Genomic DNA, 19,754 nt, shown 5'->3' with positions numbered 1-19,754 from the left:
CGTATATTACGTTTTCCCGCTGAAGAGTCAAGCTTTTATTTGCCCCGGCGGGGCGCTTTTCCCTTCCCGACCCGGCGCCGCGTAAGCGTTTATTCCCGGTCAGTGGAGGCGCATTATAGGGACTTTCCCCAGCCTGACAAGCACTTATTTCACTTATTTTACTGACCGCTGAATTATCACACAACCGCTCATTACATCGGCAATTTTTCCAGCGAAGCGAAGCCATATCGCTGTAATACCGGCACCAGCTCCATGGCCTGCGGTGATGCCACCAGGCAATAGGCCTGGCTCACTTCAGTTGAGAAATCGCCATCTACCTCATGGGCGATAAGCCAGGCGGCGCGTTTGGCAATCGCCGAACCGGAATCCACCAGGCGGGTACCGTCCGGCAACACCGCTTTTAGCTCGTCGGCTAATAAAGGGAAATGCGTACAGCCCAATACCACCGTATCGGGCGGCTCGGCAAGTCTTAACCAGGGGCGCAGAATTTTTTGCAGCACCGCCAGCGCAATAGTTTCGCCATGGAGCTTGGCTTCCGCCAGTTCAACCAGCTCGGCGGATCCCAGCGTAATGATATGACAATCTCCGGCGAATTTAGCAATCAGCTCATGAGTATAGCTGCGGTGAACGGTGGCCTGGGTGGCCAGCAGCCCCACGATACCGTTGCGGGTTAGCTTGGCGGCCGGTTTTATCGCCGGCACCACGCCGACAATGGGACACTCGAACCGTGCGCGCAGGGCCGGCAGTGAAATGGTGCTGGCGGTATTGCAGGCGACAATGACCATATCAAGCACATGCAGACGCTGCACCGCGGCGACGATATCCACCACCCGCTGGACGATAAAGTCTTCCGGCTTATCGCCATATGGAAAAGCTTCGTTGTCGAACACATAGATATAATGCGGGTCCGGCAGCAATTGCCGCACCTCATCATAAATGGATAGACCGCCCACGCCGGAATCAAAAATCAGGATCGTGGGCCGTTTGGTGCTGCTACCGTCAGAAGGAATAGGTTCCGGTGAGATAAAATTCTCGCCCTGCGGTCTGGTAGCCATAAGCCGTCTCATACTCTTTGTCGAACAGATTGGCTATTCTACCACGAACCGTTAGATGGGGGGTTAGCGGATACGAGGCGGCAATGTCCCACAGGCTGACGCCGCCCAGCCTTACCCGGTCGTTGGTATTGTAGTTGGTATCGTAACGCTCGCCCAGGTAGCGGTAGTTGAGCGACCAGTCAATATCGGCCACCTGCCAGTCGAGTTGATACTTCACCTGTTGCTTGGCGCGCCGCGCCAATACCTGATTGGTGGTGGCGTCGCGGGGATCGAGATACTCAAGCGTTAGCTGGTGCTGCAATGGTCCGGTATAGACCGAGCCGGTCCATTCCACACCTTTGATTCGCGCTTTGCCGATATTTTTATAACTTTCGTCGAAGGAGTCATAATCAATAAGATTATCGATATCATTGCGATACGCCGAAACACGCCAGCTCAGCGCACCGGTCAATCCTTCCACGCCGCCTTCCCATTGCTTGCTCTGTTCGGGGTTTAAATCCTTATTGCCGCCATAACCGCTATAGAGCTGACTCAGGTTGGGCGCCTTGTAGGCGGTTCCGTAGGAGCCGATTAATCTATAGCCTTCAATAAACTCCCAGGCGGCGCTGGTTTGCCAGGTACCGTGCCAGCCAAACTGGGAGTTATCGTCGCCGCGCACCGCCCCTTCAAGCGTCACCGGCCCCACCAGTTGCGACGTGGTGGCATAAATCCCGGTATTGCGTTGCTCATAGCCGTCGGTAAGGTAACCGGTACCCGGGGCGGTGGTTTGTTTTTGCCAGTCCACACCGGCGCCGGCGGTGCCGTGGCCGACCTGTAAGGTATTATTCCATTGCACATTATACTGTTTGGAGTCGTCGAGGGTGGCGGAGGCGGAATAGGGACCGTATTTAGGATCGTAATTGTAATCTTGCGTATGGTTATAGTTAAAGGAAAGCTGAGAGGCGTAAATCCCTTCCTGGTATCGCATCCCGGTATCGTAAGTGCGGCTATAGAGTTTGCGGGTATCCGGCAGCGCATCATAATGGTCAGGATCGGTATAGGCGTAGCTGCCGTCATAGCCGGTGCGGTTGTCGTAACCGTAGGCGCGGGCAAAGCCGCTGAACTGCTGGTTAAAGGCATGATCCAGGGAAGCAAACAATGTTCTGCTGATAAAACCGTCGCGATCCGGCTGCGCGGGGTCGCCATAGTTATCCGGCAGATTGGCGCGCACATCAAGACCATGGGTATAGGTGTAATTGCCCGCAACGGTGGCGGTGGTGTTCTCCCCGAGCTTTTGCCGGGTGGCGCCGTCATAAGTTTGATAACCATGGGATCCCATGCCGGCACTCAGGGTGGTGCCCGGCTGCTCGCGGGTAGTGATGATATTGACCACGCCGCCGATGGCGTCCGACCCATAGACCGCCGAGCGTGGCCCGCGGATATATTCGATGCGCTGCACCAGGGAAATGGGGATCTGGCTGAGATCGGACGAACCGGAGATGCCGGCCTGGTTCATCCTGATGCCGTCGATTAAAACCAGGGCATGGCTGGAATTGGTGCCGCGGATAAAAAGCGAGCTTTGTTGCCCCAATCCGCCGTATTGGGCAATATCAACGCCCGGCAGGCGGCTTAGCGCTTCGGCCACCGATTTGATTTGACCGCGTTCAATATCGTCGCGGGTCACCACGCTGGTAGGCGCCAGCACGGTAGAAATGGGCTGGGGGAAACGGTTAGCGGAAACGACCATAGCGTCCGCGGACTGATCCTGTGCGCCATTAGCTTGCGCCCATCCGGAAAATGCAGTGACGCACAGCGCCAGCAGCACGGTATTGTTAGTCTTAGGCATTGCCATAGCATCCAAATGATAAAATAGGATGCCGCAGGTTCCATATTTGATGGCTCGCGACAAACATGGATATTGCGACGAAATACCGGCAGGTTTTCGGGCTCGGGATGCGTTATATCACGCCAGGCGACGACTTCCCGTCATTAAAGACAGTGTCTGCTTGCGCAATCGCCCTAGGGTCCCCTTACCGCTGCGCGTCAGCTCCAGCTTTTCACTGGATTCCCTTTTAACTTACGAAGACCGGACAAGCATCCTACAATCAGACAGATAAGTATGTCTATAGCACTAATAATCAAACTATTTATAAGCGCAACAACACTGGACATCACCGGTTTATCCCCTACAATCCCCCACAAAGTGGTAAAAATAACGGATATTAGCGAGAGATCATCATGACCGACGAGACGTTGCCCATCAGCGTGTATCAAAACCAACTGGCGGAAAAAGCCGCCCGACTGAACGCGCTGATGACGGCGTTTCAGGCGCCCGAGGCGGAAATATTCCGCTCGCCGGCTGAACACTACCGGATGCGCGCCGAATTCCGCGTCTGGCATGATGAGCAGGATCTGTATCATATTATGTTTGATCAGCAGACCAAGGAACGGATCCGCATCGATCATTTCGCCGCCGGCGGCGAACTGATGAACAGGCTGATGGTTGCCGTTATGGACGCGTTGCGTCCTTCGCCGGTTTTGAGGCGCAAGCTGTTCCAGCTTGATTATCTCACCACCCTGAGCGGCGAGGCGGTGGTTACCCTGATTTATCATCGTCCGCTGGATGACGAATGGCGCGAGCACGCGGGCGAGCTGCGCGACCGCCTGCGGACGGAGGGATTTGCGGTCAACCTGATTGGCCGCGCCAGTAAAACCAAAATTTGCCTGGACCGCGATTACGCCGATGAACGCCTGCCGGTGGCCGGACGGGACATCATTTACCGCCAGATAGAAAACAGCTTTACCCAGCCCAACGCCGCCGTGAATATCCAGATGCTGGAATGGGCGATTTCGGCCACTGAACGGGCGCAAGGAGACCTACTGGAGCTGTATTGCGGCAACGGCAACTTTTCCCTGGCGCTGGCGCGCAACTTTAACCGGGTGCTGGCCACGGAAATCGCCAAACCCTCGGTGGCGGCCGCGCAGTTTAATATTGCCGTCAATCACATCAACAACGTGCAGATTATCCGCATGTCGGCTGAGGAATTTACCCAGGCAATGCGGGGCGCGCGGGAGTTTACCCGGCTGAAGGATATCGACCTGGCAAGCTATCGCTGTGAAACCATTTTTGTCGATCCGCCGCGCAGCGGGCTGGATGACGCCACGGTGAAACTGGTGCAGGCTTATCCGCGCATCCTGTATATTTCCTGCAATCCCGAGTCATTGTGCCGCAATCTGGAAACGCTCGTCCAAACCCACACCATTGAGCGGCTGGCCCTGTTCGATCAGTTTCCCTATACACGCCATATGGAGTGCGGCGTGCTGTTAACGGCCAAAATGTCATAGCAGCCGGCCCGCGCCCAGGGCCCTTCCACCTCCAGCCATCGACCCAACGGGTCGTCATTCCCGGGGCATGTGATACTTCATATACCCTTATCAAGCATAGCGACGATCGTTGCGATTTCACTTTGCCGTTACCTTCATTTCCACCCCGCCCATTCCTGTCATAAAAGATTTTTTTTCGGCGTGATCGATATGTGACGGGCATCATATCAAAAATTTTGAGTAAATTTAAAATACGCCTCCACATAAAATAAAATTGCGTTTTGTTTTTTCAATGGGGTGAATAATGGCTCGGACTAATTATCGGTGGGTGATATGCGCATTGCTCTTTTTTGGTACTACAATCAATTATTTAGACCGGCAGGTGTTGAGTCTGCTACAGCCATCGTTAGCCAAGGAATTTAGCTGGAGTAACAGCGATTACGCAAATATAGCGGCGGTATTTCAATTTACTTATGCAATCGGGATGATTTTCGCCGGGCGGTTTGTTGATTTTACCGGCACTAAAAAGGGCTATGCCTGGGTGCTAGGCATCTGGTCCCTGGGGGCGATACTGCATGCCTTTGTAGCGCAGATAGGCGGCGGGATCTCCGCTATGCTGTCATCCTTGAGCATCACGGTACCCATATCGATAGCCGGTTTTATGTTCGCTCGGTTGGTGTTGGGGTTGGGAGAATCGGGAAACTTTCCTTGCGCGATCAAAGCCACCGCTGAGTGGTTCCCTAAAAAAGAACGTTCATTCGCTACCGGGATATTTAACTCAGGCGCCAATGTTGGCGCTATCCTGGCCCCGTTAATCGTTCCATGGATGGCCGTCCAATGGGGCTGGCAGTCAACCTTCGCCATTGTGGGTGTTATTGGTTTTATTGTTTTATTCTTTTGGAAAAGGCTGTTCGATTTACCATCAAAATTGTTTGCGAAAGGCAAATTAAACCAAGTTGAATACAACCACATTACCGAGGATGTTGATTCACAACAAAATCGTGAGAACGAACATGAAAAAATATCCTGGTTCAGCTTATTGGCCTACCGCCAGACCTGGGCATTCGCCATCGGCAAATTTTTAACCGACGGGGTTTGGTGGTTCTTTATGTTCTGGCTGCCGGCCTATTTGTCCGCGCAATACAAGATGAGCGGGACGCAGCTGATGCTGCCAATCGCCACCATCTACTGCATGACCATGGTGGGCAGTATCGGCGGGGGCTGGCTGCCGGCGATGTTTATGAAAACAGGGCTTAATCCTTATGTTGCCCGGATGCGAGCCATGCTTTTTATCGCCATATTCCCGTTGGCCGCCATCTTTGCCCAACCATTGGGACACACGGGATTCTGGATGCCGGTTATTCTGATTGGCATAGCCGCTTCCGCCCATCAGGCATGGTCAGCTAATTTATTTACCACTGTATCCGATATGTTCCCCAACAAAGCCGTTGCTTCGGTAATCGGTATCGGCGGCATGGCGGGTGGGTTCGGCGGTGTAGCCGTGACCAAGGTTGCCGGCGCGCTGTTCGACCATTACCAGGCGCTGGGACAAATTGACGTGGGTTACGGCATTATGTTCGTATTTTGCGGATTAGCCTATCTGATTGCCTGGGCATTGATGAAAACGCTGGTACCCAGATTTAAAGTCATTCAATTTAACTAAGTAATTCCTTTATTTTCTAAATAAGCTCCTTAGGGCGGATAACATTTACCTTATGTCGCACTTCATAAGAAATGTTATCCGTCCGCCTCCCGCCACGATAGAACCCCCGCTTGCAATACGACCATGAGGTTGGCTAAAAATTGATAAGAATGTCTGAAATAGAAGTCTTTTCAGATGCTACTTTATTGAACCGCCGCAAGAATCAAAATTCTGTCACACCTTCATTGAAATGCTATTTACAGTTATCAGAGGATAAAACGGGTTCAATTGTCCACAGCCTCGGGTAAATTCTCCACATAGAACGAATATATCATGCCTGATATGGCTCCGATTGCAGTACAGCCAATGACTGACAGTCCAACAGCCAAATGAGGCGCCATATTTTTTTTGTATAATGCAATACCACCGCCGAGGGTTAAACCGCTGGCGGCGCCGCCGATGGTACCTAACTCAGTGCCTATGTTACGGCATGCATGTTCCAGCCTTGACTCTTCAATATGTGAAACGGGCAAAGGACGGCTTATATCACGTATGGAAGCGGCAATCAGCCTTTGAGTAAAGACGGTGATGCCAACCGAGGCCATGGAAAGCGTTAGAATACAGATAGGCCTTATCAACGGCTGGACAGTGTTAGCCGTACGCTGAAGTGAATTGATAATCCTGGATTTCATCCCAGGATTATCTTGAACCTGCCCACCGGCGCCATCAGCGTTAGAAAGAGTTAAGCTGGTGAAAGCGGGCTCGGACGCAATAGGATTATAAGAAATTGGCATAACGGCTCCTGGTAAAATTTATATGAATACTGGCAGCTATGATTAATAACCATTAAATATATGAAAATGACAATCAGGCTGCACTGTTTTATATTATGGGGTGATAGTGTCCAACGTAATGTCGACAAAATTAGTGTAAGCCACACCGCCCAACGCACCGGATAAAAGCCCCAACGCGGTGCTGCAAAAGATAACATCCTGGGGATATTGCTGGTCCGCGCGACAAAGAGAGGCAAATAATTTAAGCGCATGGCCGGTTGCAACTCCCGCGCCGCCGCCGCCCGCCACACCGAAGAACAATCCCACGCCCATTATTTCTCCCTTCAGTCCCCTAACATCCTGGTCTGTGAGGGGAGGAGGCTTGCTGATATCCTGAACCGAAGCGAATATCAGCCGCCGGGTCAACTCAACGGCGCTTAACGCAACCGCTAAAGATAATGTGGCGAAGGCGATTTTTTTAACACGGGGAAAAGGGCGGTTAATAGCTCCGCTAAAAGCGTTAATCCATCGGTATGTATTGGATAATCGTTCAGTGCTATCGCTGTCAGTATTTTCCGCGGCGCTCATTTGTATAACGGCGAATGGTGGAACCAATGATTCCGGCACAAGGACCTCCCGTTTCTTACATCCTATATTCCTTTGAACATAACACAGCCACATACAACATAAGGACATTACTATTTTTCCGTATATTACTCTTTCATCAACCGAAAGTCGGTTATAGATAAACCCAATAAAATATAAAATAATATTAATTACAATATTATCGGGTTAAAAAATTATATTGTCCAATGTGGCCTTAATGAATATAAACAGACCCTGGCATGCGACGTTACACACGTCTACACCATTTCATAGACCGATACGCTGCCCCATTTCAATCAGTACCAGGATTAAAGCGGCCAATAAGACACCGTTCAGTACGCCGTTTTGATAATTACATATATCACGCATGGACAGCCCCTCGCGTTCCCTGTTAATTATAATTCTTCGTTTACAAAGGCCATCGCCAACAATAAACCCGATGGACGTGCCTGCGGCAAGACCTATTTTTAATCCCTGGGAATTGGAGTTCGTGTTATAGGATTCGGTACTGGTTAACGCCGTACCGAGGCTTTCGCCTGATGACACGGCGCTCAGGCCTTTGACAAGCGCGCCTATGGCCGCAGCCGAAGCAATAATCAGTATGGTCGTTTTAACAAAGTTAATCGTACTACTACCGTTGGCCGCTTGCTTGAATAACCGGATAAAATTTTCGAAACCGGTCTGCATGCCGCCGGCGTTGTCTTTGCGAGCATGAGATGATATATTTATGTAAACAGTAGAGTCTTGAATACTTATTGCAGGCATGGAAATCTCCTATGCGGAAAAACCAAATGACTTAATGACGACAGCTATAAAAGCTGTCCGATAATGTAAGCTAGCATATGAAAATAAACAGCACTAAAACATAGGGCTTAACTTTATTAAATTTTATCAATAACCGCACAAGCGTTGAGAACGATAATTCAGCCTGAAAAATATGGCTAAATAATTTAATTATTCCAAATATTACATGCATCTGAATGAATCAAACGCTACAAATCCTTGTCGCGGCCGATACGTTGCAGGCGCTTCAATTTTCGCCCGATCCAGAACACCAGCGCCACCATTAGGATCGCCGGAATAAAGTTGGAGCCGATCACCGGATATTCCACCCGGATAATAGCGCTATACATTAACAGGCCCAGCAGAAAACTTGCCGCCGCCAGGGAGGGAAAACCCTCCGGCATGGCGCGATCGCGGTAGTGATGATGCAGGCAGTAAACCGACAGCACCAGCGAGATCAGCGGAAAAATGGAAAAGGGCACAATGGCGCTGAACAGCGCCGAAAAAGAACCGTTAATGGACAAGCCGGCAATCACCGCCAGCAGCAGGGTACCTTTATCGCCCAGGGGTTGTGTCGTCATGTGATCTACCTGCCTGCGTCAAAAGAGAGGGCGGTGGCCTTTTCCTGCTCCCGGCGATACCAGTAAAACGCCCCCTTCGAAATCATGCGTAACTGAAGCACCAACCGTTCTTCGAGCTGCCTGCGCTGATTGGCGTCCACATCAAGCGCTTCGGCGCCGGCGTTGAAGACGATGATGACCATCGCCTCCGCCTGCGCTTCGGTAAAACTGCGCGGCATATGGTTTTCCAGCTCGAGGTAATCGGCCAGCTCCGCGATAAAGTGCTGTATTTCCCGGGCGACGGCGGCGCGAAAAGCGGCTGAGGTGCCGGAACGCTCGCGAAGCAGCAGGCGAAAGGCGTTGGGGTTATTGCCGATAAACTCCATAAAGGTGGCCACCGAGGTGCGGATGACGCTGCCGCCTTTGGCGATACGCTGACGGGCCTGGCGCATCAGTTGGCGCAGCATCAGGCCGCTTTCGTCCACCATGGTCAGGCCCAATTCGTCTACATCGCGAAAATGGCGATAAAACGAGGTGGGCGCGATGCCGGCTTCGCGTGCTACCTCACGCAGGCTCAGGCTGGCGAAACTCCGTTCGGCGCTTAACTGGCTGAAGGCTGCTTCGACAAGGGAACGACGGGTCCGCTCTTTTTGTTGCGCTCTGACGCCCATAGTCCTGCCCTGCCCCCACATAACGGATTAAGATGCCACTATATCAAAATTTGTTGCAACCGCGTTGATACAAACTGCGAATTTTGACGTAATGTTATTTGCCCTCGGTAACCGAGGCCTGGAAAAAAGGCGGGGAAGATTGGGATCTCCGGTCTACAATGTTACATTGACGTTGTGATTTTGTATGAATATAGGCCAAGCCGGTATGCAACCACAGTACGATTACGATGCCATTATTATTGGTTCCGGCCCGGGTGGCGAAGGCGCCGCCATGGGATTGACGAAACAGGGCGCCCGCGTGGCGGTTATCGAACGCTATAATAGCGTCGGCGGCGGCTGTACCCATTGGGGGACGATTCCTTCCAAAGCGTTGCGCCAGGCGGTAAGCAGGATTATCGAATTTAACCAAAACCCGCTTTATAACGGAAATCAGCATCTGCCGCGCGCCAGCTTCGCCGATATCCTGCACCACGCGGATAGCGTGATCAAACAGCAGATCCGCATGCGCCAGGGATTTTATGAGCGTAATCAGTGCAGGATCATTACCGGCGACGCTACTTTTGTCGATGCCCATACGGTCAAGGTGCAATATCCGGATAATACCGCCGAGCATTTCAGCGCGGCCCATATCGTTATCGCCTGTGGTTCCCGGCCATATCATCCGAATGATGTCGATTTTACCCATCCGCGTATTTATGACAGCGATTCCATCCTGGATTTGAAGCATGATCCACAACATGTGATCATTTATGGCGCCGGCGTGATTGGCTGTGAATATGCGTCCATCTTCCGCGGCATGAACGTTAAAGTGGATCTGATCAATACGCGTGACCGGCTGTTGGCGTTTCTCGATCAGGAAATGTCCGATGCGCTGTCATACCATTTTTGGGAAAACGGCGTGGTGATTCGCCATAACGAAGAATATGAAAAGATCGAAGGCACCGAAAATGGCGTGGAAGTCCACTTTCGTTCCGGCAAAAGGATGCGCGCGGACTGCCTGTTGTATGCCAATGGGCGCACCGGCAATACCGACTCGCTGTCGCTGGCCAACGTCGGGCTGGAGGCGGACAGCCGGGGGCTGATTAAAGTCAATAGCATGTACCAGACCGCGCTGACGCATATCTACGCCGTCGGCGATGTTATCGGTTACCCAAGCCTTGCCTCGGCCGCCTACGACCAGGGGCGTATTGCCGCGCAGGTGATTATCAAAGGCCAGGCCAATGTACAGCTGATTGAAAATATTCCCACCGGCATCTACACCATTCCCGAAATCAGCTCGGTAGGTAAAACCGAACAGGAATTAACGCTTTTGAAAGTGCCTTACGAAGTGGGGCGCGCGCAGTTCAAGCATCTGGCGCGCGCGCAGATCGTCGGCATGAATGTCGGCAGCCTGAAAATCCTTTTTCACCGCGATACCCGGCAAATCCTGGGCATCCACTGCTTTGGCGAGCGCGCGGCGGAGATAATCCATATCGGCCAGGCGATTATGGAACAGAAAGGCGAAGGCAATACCATCGATTATTTCGTTAATACCACCTTTAACTATCCCACCATGGCGGAAGCCTTCCGGGTGGCGGCGCTTAACGGGTTAAACCGCCTCTTTTAAATCGGTGCCCATATATGCCTGCATATGGGTTCGTATCGACTCGGCCAGTTGTTCATAGCGGGCGCGCAACGGCGAGCCGGGACGGTATACCAGCGCCACGGTGCGTTTGGGCTCGGGTTTATAGCATTTGATATAACAAACGCCGTCGCGCTTACGTTCGTTAGGCACCGCCAACGCCGGCAGTAGCGTGATGCCGCTACCGGCCGCGACCATGTTGCGCAGCGTTTCCAGGCTGGTGGCGCGGAAATGGGTATCCTCATCGGCGCCGGCCTGGAAGCAGAAGCCCAGCGCCTGATCGCGCAGGCAATGGCCGTCTTCCAGCATCAGCAGCTTTTCCCCCGACAAATCAGACATCGGCACGCGTTCACGATCCGCCCACGGGTGGTCGGCGTAAACCGCAAGCTGCATCGGTTCATCGAATAACGGAATCTCGATAAAGGCTTCGCTTTCTTTTACCAGCGCCAGGATGGCGCAATCGAGTTTGCCGCTGTCAAGCTGCTGCAGCAACTGGCTGGTCTGGGCCTCATGCAGGTACATTTCAAGCTTGGGGTAGGTCTCATGCAGCGTCGGGATAATATGCGGCAGCAAATAAGGACCGACGGTGGGGATAAGGCCGATATGCAGGGGACCGGACATGGATTCCCCTTGCTGGCTGGCCATCTCGCGCAGTATCTTCACTTCGCGCAGTACCGTGCGCGCCTGATCCACCAGCAGCAAACCGGCTTGGGTGAACAGCACCTTGCGGCTGGTGCGTTCCAGCAGCATTACGCCCAGCTCATCTTCCAGCTTACGAATCTGGCCGCTCAGGGTCGGCTGGCTGACATGACTGGCATCGGCCGCCCGCCGGAAATGACGGTGTTCGGCCAAGGCCACCAAATACTCAAGATCGCGAATATTCATGCAATAAAATCCTCAGGGCCGCGATAGTTCGCGTCGATAGATAGAATAGCAATCAACGATTATTCCTATCAATAGTTATTATTAATAATAATACCCGTGCCCTATGATCTGCTGTTTACGCCATTTTTCCGTGTTTATCCGCGGATGCCATATCGGCGGCCCGAAGCACTGGAAACCTTCTTCCAGCAAGCCGCCTGATATTTACGCCAACCGGCTTTTCGCCTCGGCTATGGCCGCGGCCACCTGCTGCGGCGAAACGCCGCCTTTTGCCGAGCGTTTGTCCAGGCAGGACTGCAGCGACAGGGCCGGATAAACATCCTCGCCGATGACCGGGCTGAACGCCTGGAGGTCCACCAGATCCAGCGCTTCCAGGGCTTTACCCTGGCGTATCGCCTCAACGACCGCCTCGCCGACGATATGGTGCGCTTCACGAAAAGGAATGCCCCTGGCGACCAGGTAATCGGCCAGTTCGGTGGCATTGGCGTAGCCCTGCTGCGCCGCCTCGCGGCAACGCGCGCGCTTCACCTGTAGCCCTTCCAGCACCAGCGCGGCCATATGCAGGCAATCCAGCCAGGTATCCAGCGCGTCGAACAGGCCTTCCTTGTCTTCCTGCATATCCTTGTTATATGCCAGCGGCAATCCTTTCAGCGTCATCATCATGCCGGCGAGCGCGCCCTGCACCCGGCCGCATTTACCGCGTATCAGCTCCAGCGCGTCGGGGTTTTTCTTTTGCGGCATCAGCGACGAGCCGGAGGTGACCCGATCGGATAATTCGATAAACGCCGCCTCGCCGCTGTTAAACAAGATGAGATCTTCGGCAAAACGCGAGAGATGCACCATGCTGATGGCGGCGTTGGACAACAGTTCCAGCACATGATCGCGGTCGGAGACGCTGTCCAGGCTATTGCGGGTCGCGGTGGCAAAACCCAGCCAGCCGGCCAGTTGATCGCGATCGATGGGATAGGCGGTGCCGGCCAGCGCACCGGAACCCAGCGGGCTGACGTCGAGACGTGTCAAGGTATCCTGCAGGCGGCTTTCGTCGCGCGCCAGCATTTCGCCATAGGCCAAACACCAATGGGCAAAGGTTACCGGCTGGGCGCGTTGCAGGTGAGTATAACCCGGCATCACCGCATCCTGATTGACCTCCGCCGTGGCCACCAGCGCGGTTTGCAACTGGCGCACGGCAACCAGCAGTTCCGCAACCTGCATCTTGCACCATAGTTTGAGATCGGTGGCCACCTGATCGTTGCGGCTACGTCCGGTATGCAGCTTTTTGCCCAGGTCGCCGACCTTTTCTATCAGACGTTGTTCCACCCAGCTATGGATATCCTCGGCGTCGCTGGTCAGGATGGATTCGGGCGCGGCGCTGACTTCCTCCAGAAGAAAAGACAGGGCTTCTTCCAGGCGCAGCTGTTCATCCACCGTCAGCACCCCAACGGTAACCAGCGCTTTCGACCAGGCCACCGAACCGATAATATCCTGTTCCGCCAGCCGGTAATCAAAACGCAGCGAGTCATTAAATGATTTAAACCGCTGATCCGCCGCCTGGCTGAACCGTCCGCCCCAAAGTGCCATAACCGTGCTCCATTAGTTTTGCCGGCGCGCGATCGTCGCCGCGCGCTTGCAGGAATGATGAAGGGGATGCCGGAACCGGCTTCCCCCTGGAAATGCCGCGGAACATGGCCCTGGACGCCCATGCCCGCGATTGGCCGCGCCAGGCGTGCCGCCCGGCCGGTAACCCGCCGGCAAACTCAGGCCAGAATGCGCGTGCCGAGGGATTCACCGTTAAACAGCGCCGGCAGCTGCTCCGCATGACGCCAGCCGGCGATATCCACCGGACGGCCCAGCGTGCGGGCCGCGTCCAGCGCCGCGTTGACTTTCACTATCATGCCGTCGGTAATAATCCCTTGCGCTATCAATTGCTCCGCTTTATGGGCGGTCATTTCGGCAATGCGCTGGCCTTTACCGTCGAGAATGCCGCTGACATCGGACAATAAGATCAGATCGGCCCCCAAGGTGGCGGCCAGGGCGGTGGCGGCCTGGTCCGCGTTGACGTTCATCAGCAAGCCTTGGGCGGTGATGCCGATGGAACTGATAACCGGCAGGTATCCGGCGCCCAGCAGGGTGTTCAGCAACGCCGGCGAACCCGGCCGCGCCTTGCCGACATGGCCGAGTTTCTCATCAAGCTCGGTAACCTCCACGCTGTCGCCATCGCCCAGACACAGCCCGACCGCCGGGATGGCATGTTTTTTCGCCCAGGCCAGCAGGGTCTTGTTCGCCGTGCCGGCCAGCGCCCCGGTGATAATATCGATCTGGTCCGCAGGCGTAACCCGCAGGCCGTTGACCTTGGTCACCGGCAGGGCCAGTTTTTTCATTAACTCATCCACCAGGCAGCCGCCGCCATGGACGATTAACAACGGACGTTGATGCTGCGCGCGATAGCTGTCCAATGCCGAAAACAGGCGCTCCAGCGCCTCTTCGCTATCAAGCAGCACGCCACCCAGTTTTATAATTAACGGATTCATTATGTTTAATACCTCGTTGCCAGCCGTTAAAGAAGCGCCTGCGTTTGTGCAAAACCAAAGCGGATATTAGCGCATTGTACTGCCTGCGCGGCCGCGCCTTTTAATAAATTATCTTCGGTGGCCACCACAATCAAATGCTCGCCCTGCACCGCAAAGCCGATATCGCAGTACGGCAGCCCCACCACCGCTTTCAGCGCCGGCACGCCTTTATCATATAACCGTACCAGGGGCTTATCGTGATAGGCAGTATGGTAGGATTCGGCCACATCGCCCGCCGTGACGCCCGCGTTCAGGCGACAGGTGATGGTAGCGAGGATGCCGCGGGCAAAATTACCCAGATGTGGGGTGAATATCACCGGAATGCCCAAATGGGCGACGATTTCCGGCTGGTGACGGTGGTTAAAGATACCATAGGGCTGCAGGCTGACCTCGCAGACGCTGGCGGCGAGCGACGCTTTACGGCCCGCGCCGCTGACGCCGCTGACGGCGTTGATTACCGGCCACTGCGCGTCGTTGAGCAGCCCGCCGTCCACCAGGGGCTTGAGCGCCAGTTGGGACGCGGTGGGATAACAGCCGGGGACCGCCACCAGCTGCGCCTGCTGCAACGCCTCGCCTTGCCATTCCGCCAGGCCGTAGACCGCCTTCGCCAGCCACTCGGCATGCTGATGTTCAAAACCATAGTACTGGCTGTAGAACGACGCCTGGTTGACGCGAAACGCGCCGGAGAGATCGAACACCACGCAGCCGGCGGCCAGGAATACCGGCGCCAGGTCGTGGCTGACCTCGTGGGCGGTGGCGAGAAACACCACGTCCACCGTTTTCGCCAGGGCGCCGACGTCGGTCAGGGGGAGAAGCGGTAAATCGACCACGCCTTTGAACTGGGGATGCAGTTCGGACAATAACTTCCCGGCATCCGCACTTTGCGCTGAAACCGCCAAAGCGGTTATGTTCATATGCGGGTGACGGTTTAGATAAGCCGCAAGCTCGGCTCCGGCATATCCGCTGGCACCGACAATCAGCGTATTCAGCATGACTTTTGTTCACCTTCTTGATTTGCTATCACGACGAGAAGGGCTCTCCAGCAATTCTTTGTCGCCTAAGTCGGTGCTTAAGCAACTATTCGCTGTTCACCCGCGAGGTCAAGCGTAGTAGTCTGGTATTTATCCGTTTACTTTACACTCAACGTTATTGTATTTTTATTCACTATTATTGCATGATTATTGATACTATCCAAACTAAAGGCTGTCAACAGTGAAGACAAAATTACCCCCGTTTATGGAGTTGTACCGCGCCCTGATCGCGACTCCGTCCATCAGTGCCACCGACAGCGCCCTGGATCAAAGTAATCAGACCTTAATCAATCTGCTGGCGGGTTGGTTCACCACGCTGGGTTTCCAGGTCGAGATCCAGCCGGTGCCGGGCACACGCAACAAATTCAATATGCTGGCCCGCATCGGCGCCGGCGCCGGCGGGCTGCTGCTGGCGGGACACACCGATACCGTCCCGTTCGACGACGGACGTTGGACCCGCGATCCCTTTACCCTGACCGAAGAGAATAACAAGCTGTATGGCCTGGGTACCGCCGATATGAAAGGCTTTTTTGCCTTTATCCTCGACACGCTGCGCGATATTGATGCCAGCAGGCTGCAAAAACCATTATACATCCTCGCCACCGCCGATGAAGAAACCAGTATGGCGGGAGCCAGTTATTTCGCCCAGTCCAGCGAGCTGCGCCCGGATTGCGCCATTATCGGCGAACCGACCTCGCTGCGGCCGGTGCGCGCCCATAAGGGCCATATCTCCAATGCGGTGCGCATCCAGGGCCAATCTGGCCACTCCAGCGACCCGAGCCTGGGCGTCAATGCCATCGAACTGATGCACGAGGCCATTTCCCACCTGATGATACTGCGCAATACGTTGCAGGAGCGTTACCATCATCCGGCCTTCGATATCCCCTATCCGACCATGAATTTCGGCCATATACACGGCGGCGATTCCGCTAATCGCATTTGCGGCTGCTGCGAGCTGCATATGGATATACGTCCGTTGCCCGGCCTGACGCTCGGCGATCTGGACGGGTTACTGACCGAGGCCCTGGCGCCGGTAAGCGCGCGCTGGCCGGGACGGATAACCGTTGCCGCCCTGCATCCGCCCATCCCCGGCTATGAATGCCCGGCGGACCATCGCCTGGTGGACGTGGTGGAAACACTGTTGGGGGTCAAAACCGATGTGGTCAATTACTGTACCGAAGCGCCGTTTATCCAGCAACTGTGCCCTACCCTGGTATTAGGCCCGGGATCGATAAAACAGGCGCATCAGCCCGACGAATATCTCGATACGGCCTTTATTAAACCGACGCGGGAGCTCCTTTCCCAAGTGATACGACATTTTTGCCTGCAATGAGAACCGCCCGCTCTTTTCTCCCCATTCCGCGGCGATTGATCAGCATGAAATTTATCCCCGAAAGGGGATGTTAAGGCCTTGGCGATAAGTTTTTCTTATAATTGATACATGCTGTTAACTTTCACGAATTGACGCGATATGTAGGTATTCTGACGTGGATTGATGTCATTTGACGTATGAATGGATACATGGCTAGATAAGGGTGGGTGATTTACGTCATTCGGGTGAAATAAATTTTCAGGTGAGTTGGATCAGGGTCCTTATGAACGAACAATATTCGGCAATGCGAAGCAACGTTAGTATGCTCGGGAAACTTCTGGGCGACACCATAAAAGATGCGATGGGCGAGAATATCCTGGATAAGGTGGAGACCATCCGCAAGTTGTCAAAATCCTCCCGTGCGGGCAGCGAAACCCATCGCCAGGAACTGCTTTCCACTTTACAGAATTTATCCAATGACGAGCTGCTGCCCGTTGCCCGCGCGTTTAGTCAGTTTTTAAACCTGACCAATACCGCTGAACAATTTCATGTGATTTCGCCCCATGGCGAGGCGGCGAACAACCCCGAAGGCTTGGGCAAGGTATTTGCCCGCCTGAAAGAAAATAAAGCGCTGGACGATAAAGATATCCGCGCCGCGGTGGAGTCACTGTCAATCGAGCTGGTATTAACCGCCCACCCCACCGAAATTGCCCGCCGCACCCTGATCCATATGATGGTAGAAGTCAACAGCTGCCTGAAACAGCTGGATCACAGCGATCTGGCGGATTATGAGCGTAAACAGATTATGCGCCGCCTGCGCCAGTTGGTGTCCCAATACTGGCATACCGACGAAATCCGCAAAAATCGCCCTTCGCCGGTGGACGAGGCAAAATGGGGGTTCGCCAATGTGGAAAACAGCCTGTGGGATGGCGTGCCGCAATATTTGCGCGAACTGAACGAACAGTTGGAAACGGTGTTTGGTTATAAACTGCCGGTGGAAAACGTGCCGGTGCGTTTTACCTCCTGGATGGGTGGCGACCGCGACGGTAATCCCAACGTTACCGCCGATATCACCCGGCGGGTATTGATGCTCAGCCGCTGGAAAGCCGCCGATTTGTTTATCCGCGACGTCCAGGTGCTGGTTTCTGAATTATCGATGACGGAATGTACGCCGGAGCTGCGGGTACTGGCAGGTGGCGACGAGATACAGGAACCCTATCGGGTCATCATGAAGCGCCTGCGTTCTCAGCTTATCAGCACCCAGAACTGGCTGTCGGCGAAACTCAGGGGCGAGCTGGTGCTGCCCCCGGAAGATCTGCTGGAACATAACGATCAGCTTTGGGCGCCCTTGTTTGCCTGTTACGAGTCGCTGAAAGCCTGCGGCATGAGCATTATCGCCAGCGGCCAGCTCTTGGATACACTGCGGCGTATCAAGTGTTTCGGCATTCATCTGGTGCGCATTGACGTACGCCAGGAAAGTACCCGGCACACCGAAGCGTTAAGCGAAGTGACCCGTTACCTGGGCTTGGGCGATTATGAAAGCTGGTCGGAAAGCGATAAACAGGCGTTTTTGATTCGCGAACTGAATTCCAAGCGCCCGCTGCTGCCCCGCCATTACCAGCTCAGCGACGAAACGCGCGAAGTGCTCGATACCTGCCGGGTCATCGCCGATGCGCCCGAAGGTTCCATTGCCGCCTATGTTATCTCCATGGCCAAAACGCCCTCCGATGTGCTGGCGGTGCATTTGCTGCTAAAGGAGGCCGGCTGCCGGTTTATCCTACCGGTGGCGCCGTTGTTTGAAACCCTGGATGATTTGAATAACGCCGATGAGGTAATGAGTCAATTACTAAGCATTGATTGGTATCGCGGCATTATCCAGGGTAAGCAGATGGTCATGATTGGCTATTCCGATTCGGCCAAGGACGCGGGGGTCATGGCGGCATCATGGGCGCAATACCGGGCGCAGGATGCGTTAATCAAAACCTGCGAAAAAGTGGGTATTGCCCTGACGCTGTTTCATGGCCGCGGCGGTTCCATCGGCCGTGGCGGCGCGCCGGCCCATGCGGCCCTGCTGTCACAACCCCCGGGGAGCCTGAAGGGCGGCCTGCGCGTGACCGAACAAGGCGAAATGATCCGCTTTAAATTCGGCCTGCCGGAAGTGGCGATAAGCAGCCTGGCGCTGTACACCGGCGCGATCCTCGAGGCTAACCTGCTGCCGCCGCCGGAACCCAAGCAGGAGTGGCGTTCATTGATGGACGATCTTTCCACCACGTCATGCAATATGTATCGCGGCTATGTGCGTGAAAACCCCGATTTTGTACCCTATTTCCGTTCGGCCACGCCGGAGCAGGAACTGGGCAAATTGCCTTTGGGCTCGCGCCCGGCCAAACGGCGCCCCACCGGCGGCGTGGAAAGCCTGCGCGCCATTCCGTGGATTTTCGCCTGGACGCAAAATCGCCTGATGCTGCCCGCCTGGCTGGGCGCCGGCGCGGCGTTGCAAAAAGCGGTGGAAGAGGGGAAACAGGATCAGCTGGAAGCCATGTGCAGCGATTGGCCGTTTTTTTCCACCCGCATCGGCATGCTGGAAATGGTGTTCGCCAAAGCGGATTTGTGGCTGGCGGAATATTACGATCAGCGTCTGGTGGAAGAAAAGCTCTGGCCGCTGGGCAAGCAGCTGCGCAAGCAGCTGGCGGACGATATCAACGTGGTGCTGACCATTGCCAATGACGATCATCTGATGGCCGATCTGCCCTGGATAGCGGAGTCCATTGCGCTGCGCAACGTCTATACCGATCCGCTCAATGTGCTACAGGCTGAATTGTTGCATCGTTCGCGCCAGCAGGAGCACCCGGATCCGCGGGTGGAGCAGGCGCTGATGGTGACCATCGCCGGCGTGGCGGCGGGAATGCGCAATACCGGTTAATCCCGGGCCGCGATCCCGATACTCA

16 protein-coding genes and 1 riboswitch are annotated in these 19,754 nt (G+C 54.6%); of the genes, 5 read left to right on the top strand and 11 right to left on the bottom strand.

All coding sequences use genetic code 11. The features are described from left to right. Positions 1-191 precede the first annotated feature (191 nt). Complete coding sequence (gene murI, locus VGC33_RS18085; protein WP_331122161.1) at positions 192-1,055, bottom strand: glutamate racemase; 864 nt, start codon at positions 1,053-1,055, stop codon at positions 192-194. Next, a complete protein-coding gene (gene btuB, locus VGC33_RS18080; protein WP_331122160.1) occupies positions 1,000-2,880 on the bottom strand; it encodes a TonB-dependent vitamin B12 receptor BtuB in 1,881 nt (626 codons plus the stop codon). Before btuB ends, murI begins: the two co-directional genes overlap by 56 nt. 70 nt (positions 2,881-2,950) lie before the next feature. Then, positions 2,951-3,140, bottom strand: a riboswitch (cobalamin riboswitch). Between the two features lie 132 nt (positions 3,141-3,272). Between btuB and trmA the strand changes: the two genes are divergently transcribed. Together trmA and VGC33_RS18070 are read left to right on the top strand one after the other, a co-directional pair. Further along, positions 3,273-4,379, top strand: a complete 1,107-nt coding sequence (trmA, locus tag VGC33_RS18075; RefSeq protein WP_331122159.1) for a tRNA (uridine(54)-C5)-methyltransferase TrmA — start codon at positions 3,273-3,275, stop codon at positions 4,377-4,379. A 283-nt stretch (positions 4,380-4,662) separates the two neighbouring features. Then, complete coding sequence (locus VGC33_RS18070) at positions 4,663-6,021, top strand: MFS transporter (protein WP_331122158.1); 1,359 nt, start codon at positions 4,663-4,665, stop codon at positions 6,019-6,021. A 263-nt stretch (positions 6,022-6,284) separates the two neighbouring features. On the opposite strand, the gene VGC33_RS18065 is transcribed toward VGC33_RS18070, so the two are convergent. The 5 genes from VGC33_RS18065 to fabR all read right to left on the bottom strand — a co-directional run bounded on the left by VGC33_RS18065 (position 6,285) and on the right by fabR (position 9,393). Beyond that, positions 6,285-6,794, bottom strand: a complete 510-nt coding sequence (locus tag VGC33_RS18065) for a hypothetical protein (RefSeq protein WP_331122157.1) — start codon at positions 6,792-6,794, stop codon at positions 6,285-6,287. Between the two features lie 93 nt (positions 6,795-6,887). Then, on the bottom strand, positions 6,888-7,400 hold the full coding sequence (locus VGC33_RS18060) for a hypothetical protein (protein WP_331122156.1): 513 nt from the start codon (positions 7,398-7,400) through the stop codon (positions 6,888-6,890). Positions 7,401-7,646: 246 nt separating this feature from the next. Then, positions 7,647-8,144: a hypothetical protein gene (locus VGC33_RS18055; protein WP_331122155.1), complete on the bottom strand. Its 498-nt coding sequence runs from the start codon at positions 8,142-8,144 to the stop codon at positions 7,647-7,649. Positions 8,145-8,371: 227 nt separating this feature from the next. Continuing rightward, positions 8,372-8,743 carry a YijD family membrane protein gene (locus tag VGC33_RS18050; RefSeq protein WP_331122154.1) on the bottom strand — a complete coding sequence of 124 codons (372 nt, stop codon included), beginning with the start codon at positions 8,741-8,743 and terminating at the stop codon, positions 8,372-8,374. Between the two features lie 5 nt (positions 8,744-8,748). Beyond that, positions 8,749-9,393, bottom strand: a complete 645-nt coding sequence (fabR, locus tag VGC33_RS18045) for an HTH-type transcriptional repressor FabR (protein WP_331122153.1) — start codon at positions 9,391-9,393, stop codon at positions 8,749-8,751. Positions 9,394-9,598: 205 nt separating this feature from the next. Here fabR and sthA point away from each other — a divergent pair, with 205 nt between their 5' ends. Next, complete coding sequence (gene sthA / locus VGC33_RS18040) at positions 9,599-10,999, top strand: Si-specific NAD(P)(+) transhydrogenase (protein WP_331122167.1); 1,401 nt, start codon at positions 9,599-9,601, stop codon at positions 10,997-10,999. Here sthA and oxyR read toward each other — a convergent pair. From oxyR to argC, 4 genes are all read right to left on the bottom strand, one after another. Beyond that, entirely contained in the window at positions 10,982-11,899 is a 918-nt protein-coding gene (gene oxyR / locus VGC33_RS18035; protein WP_331122152.1) for a DNA-binding transcriptional regulator OxyR, read from the bottom strand. The genes sthA and oxyR overlap by 18 nt on opposite strands. A 201-nt stretch (positions 11,900-12,100) precedes the next feature. Beyond that, on the bottom strand, positions 12,101-13,474 hold the full coding sequence (gene argH / locus VGC33_RS18030; RefSeq protein ID WP_331122151.1) for an argininosuccinate lyase: 1,374 nt from the start codon (positions 13,472-13,474) through the stop codon (positions 12,101-12,103). Positions 13,475-13,650: 176 nt separating this feature from the next. Continuing rightward, positions 13,651-14,427 carry an acetylglutamate kinase gene (gene argB / locus VGC33_RS18025; protein ID WP_331122166.1) on the bottom strand — a complete coding sequence of 259 codons (777 nt, stop codon included), beginning with the start codon at positions 14,425-14,427 and terminating at the stop codon, positions 13,651-13,653. Positions 14,428-14,450: 23 nt separating this feature from the next. Continuing rightward, positions 14,451-15,455, bottom strand: coding sequence for an N-acetyl-gamma-glutamyl-phosphate reductase (gene argC, locus VGC33_RS18020; protein ID WP_331122150.1), 1,005 nt, complete (start codon positions 15,453-15,455; stop codon positions 14,451-14,453). Positions 15,456-15,675: 220 nt separating this feature from the next. Here argC and argE point away from each other — a divergent pair, with 220 nt between their 5' ends. Together argE and ppc are read left to right on the top strand one after the other, a co-directional pair. Beyond that, on the top strand, positions 15,676-16,827 hold the full coding sequence (gene argE / locus VGC33_RS18015; protein WP_331122149.1) for an acetylornithine deacetylase: 1,152 nt from the start codon (positions 15,676-15,678) through the stop codon (positions 16,825-16,827). 262 nt (positions 16,828-17,089) lie between these two features. Next, entirely contained in the window at positions 17,090-19,729 is a 2,640-nt protein-coding gene (ppc, locus tag VGC33_RS18010) for a phosphoenolpyruvate carboxylase (protein WP_331122148.1), read from the top strand. Positions 19,730-19,754 lie beyond the last annotated feature (25 nt).

This window comes from Acerihabitans sp. (genome assembly GCF_036398755.1).
Classification (GTDB): Bacteria; Pseudomonadota; Gammaproteobacteria; order Enterobacterales; family Enterobacteriaceae; genus Acerihabitans.
The sequence above is the reverse complement of the archived record's forward strand: the minus strand, read 5'-3'. Positions and strand labels throughout refer to the sequence as shown.